Origin of the sequence: Arthrobacter nitrophenolicus (assembly GCF_000332815.1) — a bacterium.
Taxonomy (GTDB): domain Bacteria; phylum Actinomycetota; class Actinomycetes; order Actinomycetales; family Micrococcaceae; genus Arthrobacter; species Arthrobacter nitrophenolicus.
In genome coordinates this window covers 64,947-79,990 of record NZ_AOFD01000011.1, presented here as the reverse complement: position 1 = coordinate 79,990, position 15,044 = coordinate 64,947, and the positions used below count along the sequence as shown (strand labels likewise).

Genomic DNA, 15,044 nt, shown 5'->3' with positions numbered 1-15,044 from the left:
TAAAGAAAGAACTCCAATGACCGCAACAGCATCAGAAATCACCTACCGGCTGGAGCAGAAGCGCCGCGTCCAGGCCGACTTCCCCGGACCCAAGTCCGCAGCCCTGACCGAACGCCGCAAGTCCGTCGTCGCAGCGGGCGTCGCCTCCAGCGTCCCCGTCTACGTGGCGGACGCGGACGGCGGCATCATCCACGACGTGGACGGCAATTCCTTCATCGACCTAGGCTCGGGCATCGCGGTCACCAGCGTGGGCGCGTCCGATCCCGCCGTCGTCGGTGCCGTCAAGGAAGCCGTGGAGCACTTCACCCACACCTGCTTCATGGTGACCCCCTACGAGGGCTACGTGGCCGTCGCCGAGCAGCTGAACCGGCTTACCCCGGGCGACCACGAAAAGCGCACCGTGCTCTTCAACTCCGGTGCCGAAGCCGTGGAGAACGCCATCAAGGTGGCACGCCTCGCCACCGGGCGCGACGCCGTCGTGGCCTTCGACCACGCCTACCACGGCCGCACCAACCTCACCATGGCGCTGACCGCCAAGGCCATGCCGTACAAGACCAACTTCGGCCCGTTCGCGCCCGAGGTCTACCGCATGCCCATGAGCTACCCGTACCGCGAGGAAAACCCCGCCATCACGGGGGCCGAGGCAGCCAAGCGCGCCATCACCATGATCGAGAAGCAGATCGGCGGGGACCAGGTTGCCGCGATCATTATCGAGCCCATCCAGGGTGAAGGCGGCTTCATCGTCCCGGCCGAAGGCTTCCTGCCGGCGCTGGCCGCCTGGGCCAAGGAAAAGGGCATCGTCTTCATCGCTGACGAGGTCCAGTCCGGATTCTGCCGCACCGGCGAATGGTTCGCCGTCAACCACGAGGGCATCGTCCCGGATATCATGACCATGGCCAAGGGCATCGCCGGCGGCATGCCGCTGTCAGCCATCACCGGCCGCGCCGACCTGCTCGACGCCGTCCACCCCGGCGGCCTGGGCGGCACCTATGGCGGCAATCCGGTGGCCTGTGCCGCAGCGCTGGCATCCATCGGTTCCATGGAGGAATACGACCTGGCCGGCCGCGCCCGCCACATCGAAGCCCTCGCCACCGGCCGCCTCCGCGAGCTGCAGGCTGAACTCGCCGACGCCGGAACAGCCGTGATCGGCGACGTCCGCGGCCGCGGCGCCATGCTGGCCATCGAACTGGTCCAGGCCGGCTCGAAGGAACCGAACCCGGAGCTGACCAAGGCTGTTGCCGCCGCCTGCCTGAAGGAAGGCGTCATCATCCTCACCTGCGGCACCTACGGCAACGTCATCCGGCTGCTCCCGCCGCTGGTCATCACCGACGAGCTCCTGAACGACGGCCTGGACGTCCTGGCCGCCGCCATCAAGGCGAACGCTTAACCGGAACGACTCCTCCGGCAACGCCGGGAAGGCGGGCCCAGTTCTTGCGAACCGGGCCCGCCTTCCTCGGTTTAACGGTGGGCCTACGCGGCGGTGCGGAGGGCTGCCTTGCGGGCCGCGGAATTCCTGCGGGCGTTGCGCAGCATGTCCACCGTCAGCACCAGGAGGGCCAGCCACACCACACCGAAACCGATCCAGCGTTCCACGGTCATGGCCTCGCGGAACACGAGCAGTGCCACCAAGAACTGCAGCACGGGGGCGAAATACTGCAGCAGGCCGATGGTGGTCATCGGCAGCCGGCGGGCGGAAGCGCCGAAGAAGAGCAGCGGAACGGCGGTGATCACGCCGGAGGCCAGCAGCAGCCAGAAATGGCCGGGGCCCTCGGTTGTGAGGGTGGCGGCCCCGGCCACGCCGAGGTAAACCATCGTGGCCGCCGCGAAAGGAGCCAGCACCATGGTTTCCACGCTGAGGCTGGTGACAGCGTCCACCCTGGAGCCCACACGGTTCTTCACGAAGCCGTAGAGGCCGAAGCTGGAGGCCAGCGTCAGCGCAATCCACGGCAGCTTGCCGTAGGAGTAGGTGAGCACGCCCACCGCCACGAAACCGATGCCGACGGCGGCCCATTGCAGCGGGCGCAGCCTCTCTTTGAGGACCAGCACGCCGAGGAGGACCGAGACGAGCGGGTTGATGAAGTACCCCAGCGAGGTTTCCACGGCCTGGTTGGTGGTCACCCCGTAGGTGTAGGTCAGCCAGTTCACGGCGATCAGGAGGGCCGCGACGGCGAGGCTGCCGAACACCGTACGGTTCCGGAAGGCCGCCACCAGGGCCGGCCACGCCCGCGTCACCGTGATCAGCAGGGCACAGAACAGCAGGGACCACACCACCCGGTTGGCAACGATTTCGACGGCGCCGGCCGGCTGGAGCACGAAGAAGTACAGGGGGAGCAGCCCCCACAGACCATAGGCGCCGATGCCGAAGAGGATTCCCGCCGTCGTGTCCTTATCCACTGCCTTTGGTGCTCCCGGGCGGTCGCGCCCTCCCGGGCCCGCCGAAGACGGCCGGGCCGGGGCTGTGGCGGCGGGGGCCGGAAGGCTTGCGGACGGGACTCCATCGGGGATTGGCACGACACCCATAACATCAGCCTCCGGCAAGGTATTCCAAGCGCCCGGACCGGAAAAGCCAAAATAGTCAGTAGGCTTGCTTTCATGACTTGTGCCGAACTGCCGGAGGCCGCCCCATGAGGCTCCGGCGCAGCAACGCCTCGGGCCGCGGGTACCGGCGGATCCCGGCAGGAAAAGGCTTCAGCTACCGGGACCTGCACGGGTCCACCGTTCCGCCGGGCCCGGTCCGGGAACGGCTGGAGAGTATCGGCATACCCCCGGCCTGGACCGACGTCTGGATTGCCCCGTTCGAGAACGGGCACATCCAGGCCACCGGGGTGGACGCGTGGGCAGGCGCCAGTACATCTACCATCCGGAGTGGCGTGCGCGGAAAGACCGGCTGAAGTTTGACCGGTCCCTGCAGCTGGCGGAGTCCCTGCCGGCCGCACGCCGCCGGGTGACTATGGACCTGCGCAGTGAAGGATTCACTCCTGACCGCGTCCTCGCCGGGGCGTTCCGGATGCTGGACAGCGGCTCGTTGCGCGTGGGGTCCGAGCGGTACACGAACGAAAACGGCAGCCGCGGCCTGGCGACCCTTTTGTGCGCCCACGTCCAGGTGCGGAAGGACAAGATCCTGCTCCGGTTCCCCGCTAAGAGCGGCAAGGACTGGGAATCGGAAATCCGGGACCCCGACCTCGCCGTCCTGCTGCGGCTGCTCAAGCGCAGGGGACCCAATGCCCGGCTCCTGGCCTACAAGAACGGCCGGACCTGGCATCCGGTGACGAGCGCGGAGATCAACGCGTACGTGAAGGAGCGGACGGGATCGGACTTCACGGCCAAGGACTTCCGGACCCTGCGCGGTACGGTGGCGGCAGCGTGAGCCTGGCCCGCACCGGCCCCCAACGAACCGTGGCCAAACGGAAGCGGGCCGTCAGCCGCGCCATGATGGACGCCGCCGAGGTGCTGGGGAACACGCCGTCGATTGCCCGGAAGAGCTATGTGGACCCGCGTGTGGTGGACCACTACAACGACGGCGAAACCATTGATCCCAAGCGGACGGACTCCGCGGAGGCGGAGCTACGGGCGCTGCTTTACCGCGAAGGCAACGTGGTCCCGCTGGCGAAGAGCGGCTGAGGCCTAGAATAGGGGACTGTGCGCTACTTCAACCGGCGCATCCCCATTGTGCAGTGACGGACCAGTTCAGAAGGGCTCCAGGTGTCCAACTCCAGCGAATCAGCTTCCACCCGTCCACTCCGCGTCGCCATTGTGGGCGCAGGGCCGGCAGGAGTCTACGCTGCGGACATCCTCACCAAGTCCAGCGGGGTCAAGGACGGCGACTTCGAGGTGAGCATCGACCTTTTCGAGGCCTACCCCGCACCCTACGGCCTGATCCGGTACGGCGTCGCCCCGGACCATCCCCGGATCAAAGGCATCGTCAACGCCCTGCACAAGGTCCTGGACCGCGGCGACATCCGCTTCCTGGGCAACGTCACGTACGGCCGGGACCTCACCCTGCACGATTTCAGGGCCTTCTATGACGCCGTAATCTTCTCCACCGGCGCGGTCAAGGACGCGGACCTGAACATCCCGGGGATTGAACTGCAGGGCTCCTTCGGCGGCGCGGACTTCGTCTCCTGGTACGACGGGCACCCGGACGTTCCCCGCGAATGGCCGCTGGACGCCCGGGAGATCGCCGTGATCGGCAACGGGAACGTGGCCCTGGACGTGGCCCGCATGCTGGTCAAGCATCCGGAGGAACTGCTCAGCACCGAAATCCCGGACAACGTCTACCGGGGGCTGAAGTCCTCTCCGGTCACCGACGTGCACGTGTTCGGCCGCCGCGGCCCCGCCCAGGTCAAGTTCACCCCGCTGGAACTGCGCGAGCTCAGCCACATGAACGACGTGGACATTGTGCTCTACCCGGAGGATTTCGAATTCGACGACGCCTCCGACGACGCCATCCGCAGCAACAACCAGATCAAGACCATGGTGAACACCCTCACCAACTGGCTGGTGGAAGAGCACGCCGAGTCCGAGAACCCGTCCTCCCGGCGTCTGCACCTGCACTTCCTGCACAGCCCGGTGGAGGTGCTCGACGACGGCACCGGCAAGGTGGGCGGCATCAAGTTCGAGCGGATGCAGCTTGACGGCACGGGCAATGCCAAGGGCACCGGCGAGTACATCGAATACCCGGTCCAGGCCGTCTACCGGGCCATCGGCTACCACGGTTCGGCCCTGGACGAGCTGGAGTACGACGCCAAACGCGGCGTCATCCCCAACGAAGGCGGCCGCGTCCTGGACGGGGACGGCAACCCGGTTCCGGGCATCTACGCCACCGGCTGGATCAAACGCGGGCCGGTGGGCCTTATCGGCCACACCAAGGGCGACGCCCTGGAGACCATCGGTTTCCTCCTGGAGGACCGGCTCAGTCTTCCGCCGGCCGAAAACCCGGACCCGCAGGCCATCATCGATCTGCTCGAAGAGCGCGGCATCGAGTACACCACGTGGGAGGGCTGGAACAAGCTTGATGCCCACGAGGCCGGACTGGGTGCCGCATGGACCGGGCCGGAGGGCCTCGACCATGTGGTCCGCGAACGGATCAAGGTGGTCCCGCGCGAGGAGATGATCCGCATCTCCCGCGCCTAACTCCTGACCCGGGGAGGGGCCGCGGGGTTAGAATTGCGACCACCCCTTGGCCGGCACCGTGACGCCGCGCCTGCAGGCAGTACAGGAGTTCGATGAAGAACCTGATTCAGCCCGGCCCGCTGCAGCTCAGCGCTTTGGCCGCCCATGAACAGCTCGACGGCGGCGCCCTCCAGGATCCGGCCGGCCTGCGCAGCCTGATCCGTGAGTCCTGGCAGCGGTCCGCTGGCTTCAAGGCGAACCCGGACAATCCTGCGGCCCCGCTGGCGATGGACCGCGAGGAGCTGGAGGACTACCGGAACCAGCACCCGCTGGCGGCCATCATGCCGGTGATCAACAAACTCCTCGTCCAGCCCAGCCATGACAGCGGCCTGCTGGTGGCGGTGGGTGACGAGGTGGGCCGGCTGCTCTGGGTGGAGGGCGACCCTGTCCTGCAGCGCCGCGCCGAGGGGATGATGTTCGTGGCCGGCGCCGACTGGTCTGAGGCCACTGTGGGCACCAGCGCACCGGGCACCGCGCTTGCGCTGGGCCGGGGGATCCAGATCGCCGGGGCCGAGCACTACCAGCGGGCGGTCCACCCGTGGAGCTGCACCGCCGTCCCGTTCCACGATCCGGATTCCGGCGCCGTGCTGGGCGTCGTGGACATCACCGGGACCGACACGGCCGTGGCACCGCATACCCTGTCCCTCGTGGAGGCCACGGTTGCCGCCGCCCAGGCGCAGTTGCGCGTCGAGCGGCTGCAGCTTGCCGCGGATCTTGCGAGCAGGCCGGCACGACGGCGCACCGCAGCTTCCGCGTCCCGCACACCGCGGACGGGAGGCAAGGAAGGCAGCCTGTACAGGAACAGCCTGCAGCTGCTGGGCCGCGACCAGGCGCTGCTCAGCCTCGAGGGCAGGACGGTGGTGCTGTCCGCCCGGCACAGTGAGATTCTTGCGTTGCTCAGCACCCACCCGGACGGGCTCTCTGCGGAGGAACTGAGCGTCCTGCTGTATCCGGGTGACGGCTCCACCATTACGCTCCGCGCCGAGATGGTCCGCCTGCGCAAGGTCCTGCAGCAGCTCCATCCGGATGCCGTCCCCGGTTCCCGGCCCTACCGCCTTCCCCTGGATTTGGTGCCGGACAGCGGCCAGGTGTTGAGCTGCCTCCAGCGCGGCGCCCACCGCATCGCGCTGGAGATCTACCGCGGCGCCGTCCTTCCGCGGTCGGAGGCGCCCGGCATCATCGAGCTCCGGAACCGGGTCTCGTCGCTGCTGCGGGAAGCGGTCCTTACCGACGGCAGCGCCGAGTCCCTCCTGAAGTACGCGGACCTTCCCGAGGCGAGGGACGACGTCGGCGTCCGCCGTGCCGCGCTCCGCCTCCTTCCCGCCCGCTCACCCAAGCGGGCCGCCGTCGTCGCGGACCTGGAGAGGCTGGAAGCCGAACTCCGCGCCTGAGCAGGGAAGAGCAGTGCCCCCGCCTTCCAGGCGGGGGCACTGCTCGTCTTATGCTGTTGAGCCTCAGCCGATAAGGGTGGTGATGAGTCGGATGGAGGAGGCGATGATGGCGATGAGGCCGATGGCTCCGAAGAGGTTCTGCCACCACTTGTTGCGAAGGTCTCCCATGACCGCGGCCTTGTTGGCCATGACGACGATCAGGACGCCGAGCAGGGGTGCGATGAGGACTGTCAGCGACTGGGCGATGACGATCAGTCCCACGGGAGAGGACTGGAACGACAACGTGATGATCAGTCCGAAAGCCAGGATGATGCCGGTGACGATGCGCGCGGCGGGCGATCCGGCTTTGGCGCCGCGGCCCATGGCGTCCGAAAGCATCGTTCCGCCGGCGGTTGCGTTGGCGATCATGGATGAGAAGGCTGCGCCGGAAAGGCCCAGAGCGAAGAGCATGGCTCCGACGGGACCGGCCAGCGGCGTGAAGATGGAGGCGAGGGCGTTGATGGTTCCGGCCTCGGCACCGGTTTTTCCGAGCACGGCGGCGGCCACCATGATGACCAGGGCGGTCATGATGCCGGGTGCAACGATGCCGGGGATGGTGTCCACGAGGGTGATGTCGCGGTAGTCGGCGCGGGTGCGTCGGTGTTCCTTGATGCCGTAGGAGGTGTAGAACGCGGCGTTGATGGAGAAGTTGGTGCCCACGAGCGCCACAATCAGGATTTCGCTGCCGGCGGGCAGTTGCGGAGCCATGCCTTCCATGGCCCGGTACCAGTCGGGCTGGGCGACGACGGTGCTGGCGATGAAGCGATGCCCATGAGGACGACGATGGCGAGGAGTGCTTTTTCGACGATGCCGTAGACGTTTCGGAAGGCCAGGACGAAGCCGACGGCTGCGGTGCAGACGACAGTCCACAGGACCGGGGAGCCGCCGAAGATCAGTGACAGGCCAAGGCCGGACCCGACGGCGTTGCGACGGAGAACATGAGGGTGATCCCGAAGACGCCGAAGCCGGCGAGGACGCCCACCCATTTGCCGAGGTGTTCCTTGATGGACGTGATCAGGGAGGTGGGGGTTGTGATGCCGAGCCGGACGCTCATGTCGGTGAAGAAGATCATCAGGACCGTTGAGACCGCGATGACCCAGACCAGGCTGTAGTCGAAGCGGCTGCCGGCCTGTACGGCGGTGGTGAGGTTACCCGGTCCGAACTGCCAGGCGCCCACTACGAAGGCAGGGCCCATGAGGGCCAGGTACTGCAGGAAGGTGCGGTGCGTTCTGGTTGTTTCGGGGGCCTGGTTTCCTTGCGGGGCTGCCATCTGTTCTTCCCTTGTTGCGGGATGGGTGATGGTCTTATTCTGCTGCTCGCGCATCGGCGAGTCCTCCTTATACAGCGGCATTGCTGGGGGTCGTCCTTGACCGGGATGGAGAGTGGAAAGCTGGGGCACGGGTGGCGGGCCAATGGTCCGCCACCCGTGAGGACCCGTAAAGGGTGTGGTCAGGCGCTGACGGTGACCTTGCCGAGGTTTGCGGCGGCGAATGCTTCCGCAATTTCGATATCGGCGCCCTCAGGCAGGGGCAGGAGCGGGGTGCGCACTGTGGCGTGGTCCAGGATGCCGCGGTTCACGAGGCCCCACTTCAAGGCGACGGTGCCTTCCATGTGGGACCCGCGGTGGTAAACGTTCTTGGTCACCGGGAGCAGCCGCTCATGGATGGCGTGGGCACGCTTGTAGTCCTGTGCCTTGCCGGCCTCGATCAGTTCGACGAGGAGTTCGGGGGCAATGTTGCCGTAGCCGACGAGCAGGCCGTCGACGTCGAACATTGTCGGCAGCAGGTACTCGTCGTGGCAGGACAGGATTTGCAGTTCGGGGTGTGCGGCGCGCAGGGCGGGGATCTCGGTGTACCACCGGCGCATGTTCCGGACGCCGTTCTTTGTGGCAAAGACGCCCTCCTGGCCAGCGATCTCCAGTTGTGTGTCGAGGTTGTAGCTCGCCTTGGTGTTGTCGGGGTACTGGAACAGGATCAGCGGCAGGCCGGACTCTTCATAAATTTCCTTGTAGCGCGACTGGGGCGCTCCGTCCTGGTACCCGAAGCGCAGCCAGCCGTGCGAGGGGTAGACGAGACCGGCGGACGCGCCGGCTTCGACGGCCTTCTTCGCCTCGAGGGCCGCGGTCTTGTTGCCCTCCTTCGTGATGCCCGCGACGACCGGCACCCGGCCGTCAGTCGACGCCACGAACGCCCGGATAACGTCCAGCTGCTCCTCTTCGGTAAGGAACGTGCCTTCACCGGCGTGGCCCAGGACGACGAGGCTCTTCACGCCGTCAATCGATCCGAGCCACGAACCCAGGCGCTGAATCGCAGCGAAGTCGACAGCGCCATCTTCGGTGAACGGGGTGACAGGTGCGGGGCTGAGTCCGCGGAGATCGAGTGTCATTACAGCTACCTCTTGTCTTCGTTGATGGTCGGTAGTCCCACTAGGATGGGAACGTTTGCGGGAACGTTTTCAATATTGCATCGTGTCGCACGTCACTGTCAAGGGAACGTTTGCAAAAAGGAGGAATAGAGTGTTTCTTATGCCCCCGCTGAAGAGGAGAACTGCCATGGAACGGGCCGCCCCCGGTGCGATCGTCACGCTGAAGGATGTCGCCGCCGCCAGTGGTGTCAGCATCTCTACGGCCAGTCGGGCGTTGGATGAACGGTCGGCGTCCCGGTCCGCTGCAGCAGCACACGTCCGGAAGGTCGCCGAGGAACTCGGCTACCGGAGGAACTCATTTGCCTCCAGCCTCCGGCGCGGTGAAACGCGGACCCTGGGTGTGCTCGTTCCCCGTCTGAGCGACACAGTCATGGCGCTCATGTTCGAGGAACTGGAGCGGGCAGCCTCCTCCCGGGGCTATTTCGCGATGGTGGCCACCAGCGGCGACGACCCCGGCGACGAACGGCGGGCAGCCGAGACGCTGCTCGACCGGAACGTGGACGGACTGATCCTCGCCACCGCCCGGTTGGATGACGAGCTTCCACGCCTCCTTCGGGAGCGCAACGTTGTCCATGCGCTGGTCCTCCGCACCGACGGCGTCAGCCCCTCCGCGCTCGGAGATGACGAAGTGGGCGGCTACCTCGCGGTCCGCCACCTCATCGACCTCGGGCACCGGGACATCGCCGTCGTTACGGGCCCGTCCTTCACCTCCACCGGCACCGCCCGCCTCGCAGGTGCACGGAAAGCCCTGGGCGAAGCAGGAATCACCCCCCGGGATGGATGGCTCATCGCTGCCGGTTACGGTATCGAGGACGGGTTTTCTGCAGGGGAATCCCTCCTGGGCCCGGATTCCCGGCCCTCGGCCGTGTTCGCCGCAAACGACAACATCGCCATGGGAATCATGGCCGCCGCCCATCGCAGGAATGTGCGGATCGGGGAGGACCTGGCTCTCGTGGGTTACAACGACACCCCGCTGGCTTCCCGGCTTCCCACCCCCCTGACATCCGTCCACGTCCACCTGGACCAGATTGCACGAACGGCTATCGACCTGATCATCGACCCCGGGCAGGAGCCCCGGGTCAGGAAGTCGATGCCCACACTCATTCCGCGGGAATCAAGCGGTCCGCCCAAGGCGCGCGACTGACGGCGGCACTGCTTCACCGCCGGGTGAGCTGCATCACGCCCGTTGCAACCTGACTGCAACCTGCACACTCCTACGCTGGCACCAACGGCAAGCGCCCGAACCGGGCCGCCTTCTGCACAGCAAAGGAGCTAGCACAATGACCGTTTACGCACAGCCCGGAACCGAGGGATCGAAGGTCACCTTCAAGGACCGCTACGAGAACTGGATTGGCGGCGAGTGGGTTGCCCCTGTCAAGGGCCAGTACTTCGAGAACATCACCCCGGTGACGGGAAAGGCCTTCTGTGAAGTGGCCCGCGGTACCTCCGAGGACATCGACCTCGCCCTCGATGCGGCCCACAAGGCGGCCCCGTCCTGGGGCAGGACCTCCGTGGCGGAGCGCGCCGCGATCCTGAACAAGATCGCGGACCGGATCGACGAGAACCTGGAGATGCTCGCCGTCGCCGAAACGTGGGACAACGGCAAACCCGTCCGGGAGACCCTCAACGCGGACCTGCCGCTCGCCGCCGACCACTTCCGCTACTTCGCGTCCGCCGTCCGCGCCCAGGAGGGCACGCTTTCCCAGCTCGACGACGACACCACCGCCTACCACTTCCACGAGCCGCTCGGCGTCGTGGGCCAGATCATCCCCTGGAACTTCCCCATCCTGATGGCCGTCTGGAAGCTGGCCCCGGCACTCGCGGCCGGCAACGCCGTCGTGCTCAAGCCCGCCGAGCAGACGCCGTCGTCCATCCTGGTGCTGATGGAACTCATCGGCGACCTGCTGCCTGCCGGCGTGGTCAACGTGGTCAACGGCTTCGGCGTCGAGGCCGGCAAGCCGCTGGCCTCCAGCCCCCGCATCCGCAAGATCGCCTTCACCGGTGAAACCACCACGGGCCGGCTGATCAGCCAGTACGCCAGCCAGAACCTGATCCCCGTCACGCTCGAACTCGGCGGCAAGAGCCCCAACATCTTCTTCAATGACGTCGCACAGGACAACGACGCCTTCTACGACAAGGCCCAGGAAGGCTTCGCGCTGTTTGCCTTCAACCAGGGCGAGGTGTGCACCTGCCCGTCCCGTGCCCTGGTCCAGGAGGACATCTACGACTCCTTCATGGCCGACGCCGTGGCCCGGGTGGAGAAGATGGTGCAGGGCAACCCGCTGGACACGGACACGCAGGTGGGTGCCCAGGCCTCCAATGACCAGTTGGAGAAGATCCTCTCCTACATCGACATCGGAAAGCAGGAGGGCGCCAAGGTGCTCACCGGCGGCGGGCGTGCCGAACTGCCCGGTGACCTGGCCGGCGGCTACTACGTCCAGCCCACCGTCTTCGAGGGCCACAACCGGATGCGGATCTTCCAGGAGGAAATCTTCGGGCCCGTTGTCTCGGTGACGAAGTTCAGCGACTACAACGACGCCATGGGCATCGCCAACGACACCCTCTACGGACTTGGCGCCGGCGTCTGGTCCCGCAACGGCAACATTGCCTACCGGGCGGGCCGCGAAATCCAGGCCGGCCGCGTCTGGGTCAACAACTACCACGCCTACCCGGCGGGAGCCGCGTTCGGCGGCTACAAGTCCTCGGGCATCGGACGCGAAAACCACGCCATGATGCTGGACCACTACCAGCAGACCAAGAACCTGCTGGTCAGCTACACCGAGAACAAGCTCGGCTTTTTCTAGACACCCCACTTCCGCTACAACGACGCAAGGATTTCGCCAATGACGACGACAATGCAAGCAGCAGTAGTAAACGAATTCGGCAAGGACCTCCAGGTCCAGGACATCGCTGTACCCACCCCCGGCCCGGGAGAAGCCCTGGTCAAGGTGCTCACCACCGGCGTCTGCCACACGGACCTCCACGCGGCCGAGGGGGACTGGCCGGTCAAGCCCGCGCCGCCCTTCGTTCCCGGCCACGAGGGCGTGGGCGAAGTCGTGGCCCTCGGCGAGGGCGTCACCGACCTCGCCGTGGGCGACCTGGTGGGCAACGCCTGGCTGTGGTCCGCCTGCGGCGACTGCCAGTACTGCCGCACCGGCTGGGAAACCCTGTGCGAGGCGCAGAAGAACGGCGGCTACAGCGTGGACGGCTCCTTCGGCGAGTACATGCTGGTGGACTCGCGCTTTGCCGCCCGCATACCGGCGGGATCCGACCCCGTCGAGGTGGCGCCAGTGCTCTGCGCCGGCGTCACGGTCTACAAGGGCCTGAAAATGACCGAAGCCAAACCGGGCCAGTGGGTGACCATCTCGGGCATCGGCGGCCTGGGCCACATTGCGTCCAGTACGCCGTGGCGATGGGACTGCGGGTGGCCGCCGTCGATATCGCCGACGACAAGCTGTCCCTCGCCAAGGCCCACGGTGCCGAACTGGCCGTCAACGCCCTGCACGAGGATCCGGTTGAAGTGATCCAGCGCGAAACCGGAGGTTGCCATGGAGTCCTGGTCACTGCGGTGCACCCGTCGGCATTCGGCCAGGCCATCGGCATGGCCCGCCGCGGCGGAACCATCGTGTTCAACGGCCTGCCGCCGGGAGACTTTCCGGCACCGATCTTCGAGATTGTGCTCAAGGGACTCACCGTGCGCGGCTCCATAGTGGGCACGCGGCAGGACCTGGAGGAGGCTCTGGACTTCTACGCCCGGGGCAAGATCCATCCCACGGTTTCAGTCCGGGAGCTTTCCGAGGTCAACGCGGTGTTCGACGAGATGAAGCACGCCAAGATCGACGGCCGCGTGGTCCTGAGGTTCTGATGGCACCGGACCGGCTCCACGCCGCCGTGACGCTGCCCGGGGAGGACTTCTCCCGGGTGGCGCTCACGCCGGAGGCCGCGGACCTGCTCCGCTCGCTGTGGCTCCGGCACGGGCCGCTCATGTTCCACCAGTCCGGCGGATGCTGCGACGGATCCTCGCCCATGTGCTATCCCGCGGGCGACTTCCTGACCGGCGACTCCGACGTCCTGCTCGGGCTGTTCGACCTGTCCGCCGGGCTGGAGCCGCAGCCGCTGGAGTTCTGGATGTCCCGGGAACAGTTCAACTACTGGAGCCACACCCACCTGACCGTGGACGTGGTCAGCGGCCGGGGGAGCGGCTTCTCGGTGGAGGCGCCCGAGGGCAAACGCTTCCTGATCCGGTCGACGCTGATGGATTGGCCCAGCTGAGCGGTTCGGTTCACAAGCACTTGGGGCTCTTCATCCGAAGGGCCCCAAGTGCTTTCCCGGAATAAAGTTCGGTAAAACCGGCGTCTCACCATTCGGAACAATTGGGACCGTCCAGTGGATGGACACTATCGTGGATAAGTCTGTTTCCATCCGAAATCAGGATTGTGATCCCCTATGAACCTTCTCCGGACCAAATCCATCGAGCAGTCGATAGCCGACGCCGATGAGCCCGGACGCAAGCTCAAGCGCTCCCTCAGCACCTGGGACCTCATGATCATGGGCGTCGCCGTTGCTGTCGGCGCCGGTATCTTCTCGGTGGGCGCCAAGGCCGCAGCCAACTTCTCCGGCCCCGCCGTCACCGTGTCCTTCGCCGTCGCCGCCATCACCTGCGCGCTGGCGATCATGTGCTACGCCGAATTCGCCACCGCCATCCCCGTGGCGGGTTCCGCCTACGTTTTCACCTACGCCACCATGGGCGAACTCCTTGCCTGGATCATCGGCTGGAACCTGATCCTGGAGCTCTTCACCGCCGCTGCCGTGATCGCCAAATACTGGGGCATCTACCTCAGCAAGGTGTTCGCCCTCATGGGCGCCGACATCCCGCCGGCCGTCTCGCTGGGCGGCGTCGACCTGTACTGGGGCGCGTTCCTCATTGTCGCCGTCTTCACGGTGCTGCTGGTGCTGGGCACCAAGCTGTCCGCCCGGGTGGGAAACATCTTCACGCTCATTAAGATCGGCGTCGTCCTGTTCGTGATCGTGGTGGGCTTCACCTACGTGAAGTTCGAAAACTACGCCCCGTTCATCCCCGCGGCCGAGCCCACGGGCGGCACCGGTGCCGCGGACGTCCTGAAGCAGTCGTTCTTCGGCTTCCTCACGGGCGCGGCCCCGGCCCAGTACGGCACCCTGGGAATCTTCGCCGGCGCGGCCCTGGTGTTCTTTGCCTTCATCGGTTTTGACGTGGTGGCCACCTCGGCCGAGGAAGTAAAGAACCCGCAGAAGACCCTTCCGCGCGGAATCTTCGGCGGACTGGCCCTGGTGACCCTGCTCTACATCCTGGTGTCGCTGGCACTGACCGGCATGGTGTCCTATACCCAGCTGGCCGAGGCGGAGAACCCCACCCTTACCACCGCGTTCGAAGCCGTGGGCGACACCTCCGCCGCGAAGATCATCGCGTTCGGCTCCCTGGTGGGCCTGACCACCGTGATCATGGTGCTGCTGATGGGCCTGTCCCGCGTGGTCCTGGCCATGAGCCGCGACGGCCTCCTGCCCCGGGCCCTGTCCAAGACCAGCGAGAAGCGTGCGACGCCGGTCCGGCTCCAGGTCATCTGCGGCGCCGCGGTTGCCCTGGTGGCCGGGCTGACCAATGTGGACCTGCTCGAGGAAATGATCAACATCGGCACGCTCTCAGCCTTCGTTGTGGTCAGCCTGGGCATCCTGGTGCTGCGCAAGAAGCGGCCGGACCTGAAGCCCGCCTTCCGCGTCCCGTTCGGGAAGGTCCTGCCGGTCGTTTCGGCGGTGCTCTGCCTCTACCTGATGACCAACCTGGCTGTGGAGACCTGGATCTTCTTCGCCATCTGGCTGGCCATCGGGCTGGCGATCTACTTTGCCTACGGCCAGCGCCACTCGCGCCTCAACGAACGCTTCGGCGAGGCCAGCAGCGCTGTCAACGGCACCGCGGCTGCCGACAGCGATGCGGACCGGCGCGACTCCGATAGCGAAGACGAGTACTCGCGGGCCTGACAGACC

General features: G+C 66.4%; 11 protein-coding genes and 2 pseudogenes. 9 read left to right on the top strand and 4 right to left on the bottom strand.

Translation table 11 applies throughout. The annotated features are described in order from the left end of the window. The first annotated feature begins 16 nt into the window (after nucleotides 1–16). Complete coding sequence (gene gabT / locus G205_RS05965; protein ID WP_009357183.1) at nucleotides 17–1,387, top strand: 4-aminobutyrate--2-oxoglutarate transaminase; 1,371 nt, start codon at nucleotides 17–19, stop codon at nucleotides 1,385–1,387. Nucleotides 1,388–1,470: 83 nt separating this feature from the next. On the opposite strand, the gene rarD is transcribed toward gabT, so the two are convergent. Further along, entirely contained in the window at nucleotides 1,471–2,520 is a 1,050-nt protein-coding gene (rarD, locus tag G205_RS05960; RefSeq protein WP_035752187.1) for an EamA family transporter RarD, read from the bottom strand. Nucleotides 2,521–2,624: 104 nt separating this feature from the next. Between rarD and G205_RS05955 the strand changes: the two are divergent. From G205_RS05955 to G205_RS05945, 3 genes and pseudogenes are all read left to right on the top strand, one after another. Further along, nucleotides 2,625–3,621, top strand: a pseudogene (locus G205_RS05955) (DNA topoisomerase IB). Nucleotides 3,622–3,702: 81 nt separating this feature from the next. After that, nucleotides 3,703–5,133 (top strand): FAD-dependent oxidoreductase, encoded by a 1,431-nt coding sequence (locus G205_RS05950; RefSeq protein WP_009357181.1) that lies wholly within the window; start codon nucleotides 3,703–3,705, stop codon nucleotides 5,131–5,133. 92 nt (nucleotides 5,134–5,225) lie between these two features. After that, nucleotides 5,226–6,563 (top strand): GAF domain-containing protein, encoded by a 1,338-nt coding sequence (locus G205_RS05945; RefSeq protein ID WP_009357180.1) that lies wholly within the window; start codon nucleotides 5,226–5,228, stop codon nucleotides 6,561–6,563. Nucleotides 6,564–6,626: 63 nt separating this feature from the next. Here the strand turns inward: G205_RS05945 and G205_RS23425 are convergent, their stop codons facing one another. From G205_RS23425 to G205_RS05935, 3 genes are all read right to left on the bottom strand, one after another. Further along, complete coding sequence (locus G205_RS23425) at nucleotides 6,627–7,310, bottom strand: NRAMP family divalent metal transporter (protein ID WP_268743665.1); 684 nt, start codon at nucleotides 7,308–7,310, stop codon at nucleotides 6,627–6,629. Nucleotides 7,311–7,494: 184 nt separating this feature from the next. After that, nucleotides 7,495–7,953, bottom strand: coding sequence for a divalent metal cation transporter (locus tag G205_RS23420; protein ID WP_268743664.1), 459 nt, complete (start codon nucleotides 7,951–7,953; stop codon nucleotides 7,495–7,497). 98 nt (nucleotides 7,954–8,051) lie between these two features. After that, nucleotides 8,052–8,987 carry a dihydrodipicolinate synthase family protein gene (locus G205_RS05935; RefSeq protein ID WP_009357179.1) on the bottom strand — a complete coding sequence of 312 codons (936 nt, stop codon included), beginning with the start codon at nucleotides 8,985–8,987 and terminating at the stop codon, nucleotides 8,052–8,054. Between the two features lie 166 nt (nucleotides 8,988–9,153). Between G205_RS05935 and G205_RS05930 the strand changes: the two genes are divergently transcribed. The 5 genes and pseudogenes from G205_RS05930 (at nucleotide 9,154) to G205_RS05910 (ending at nucleotide 15,038) form a co-directional block, all read left to right on the top strand. Then, on the top strand, nucleotides 9,154–10,170 hold the full coding sequence (locus G205_RS05930) for a LacI family DNA-binding transcriptional regulator (protein ID WP_009357178.1): 1,017 nt from the start codon (nucleotides 9,154–9,156) through the stop codon (nucleotides 10,168–10,170). 136 nt (nucleotides 10,171–10,306) lie between these two features. Further along, the gene (exaC, locus tag G205_RS05925; protein WP_009357177.1) at nucleotides 10,307–11,830 is read left to right on the top strand and encodes an acetaldehyde dehydrogenase ExaC; all 1,524 of its coding nucleotides are present in this window, start codon (nucleotides 10,307–10,309) and stop codon (nucleotides 11,828–11,830) included. 39 nt (nucleotides 11,831–11,869) lie between these two features. After that, nucleotides 11,870–12,891: pseudogene (gene adhP / locus G205_RS05920) on the top strand (alcohol dehydrogenase AdhP). Next, nucleotides 12,891–13,298, top strand: coding sequence for a DUF779 domain-containing protein (locus G205_RS05915; RefSeq protein ID WP_009357176.1), 408 nt, complete (start codon nucleotides 12,891–12,893; stop codon nucleotides 13,296–13,298). Before adhP ends, G205_RS05915 begins: the two are co-directional and overlap by 1 nt. A 174-nt stretch (nucleotides 13,299–13,472) precedes the next feature. Further along, nucleotides 13,473–15,038, top strand: coding sequence for an amino acid permease (locus G205_RS05910; RefSeq protein WP_009357175.1), 1,566 nt, complete (start codon nucleotides 13,473–13,475; stop codon nucleotides 15,036–15,038). The last annotated feature ends 6 nt before the right edge of the window (nucleotides 15,039–15,044 follow it).

What these genes read in the sequence shown, in the direction of transcription:
- gabT (WP_009357183.1), top strand. Translation starts at nt 17, where the DNA reads ATGACCGCAACAGCATCAGAAATCACCTACCGGCTGGAGCAGAAGCGC.
- rarD (WP_035752187.1), bottom strand. Translation starts at nt 2,520, where the DNA reads ATGGGTGTCGTGCCAATCCCCGATGGAGTCCCGTCCGCAAGCCTTCCG.
- G205_RS05945 (WP_009357180.1), top strand. Translation starts at nt 5,226, where the DNA reads ATGAAGAACCTGATTCAGCCCGGCCCGCTGCAGCTCAGCGCTTTGGCC.
- G205_RS23425 (WP_268743665.1), bottom strand. Translation starts at nt 7,310, where the DNA reads ATGGCTCCGCAACTGCCCGCCGGCAGCGAAATCCTGATTGTGGCGCTC.
- G205_RS23420 (WP_268743664.1), bottom strand. Translation starts at nt 7,953, where the DNA reads ATGCCGCTGTATAAGGAGGACTCGCCGATGCGCGAGCAGCAGAATAAG.
- G205_RS05935 (WP_009357179.1), bottom strand. Translation starts at nt 8,987, where the DNA reads ATGACACTCGATCTCCGCGGACTCAGCCCCGCACCTGTCACCCCGTTC.
- G205_RS05930 (WP_009357178.1), top strand. Translation starts at nt 9,154, where the DNA reads ATGGAACGGGCCGCCCCCGGTGCGATCGTCACGCTGAAGGATGTCGCC.
- exaC (WP_009357177.1), top strand. Translation starts at nt 10,307, where the DNA reads ATGACCGTTTACGCACAGCCCGGAACCGAGGGATCGAAGGTCACCTTC.
- G205_RS05915 (WP_009357176.1), top strand. Translation starts at nt 12,891, where the DNA reads ATGGCACCGGACCGGCTCCACGCCGCCGTGACGCTGCCCGGGGAGGAC.
- G205_RS05910 (WP_009357175.1), top strand. Translation starts at nt 13,473, where the DNA reads ATGAACCTTCTCCGGACCAAATCCATCGAGCAGTCGATAGCCGACGCC.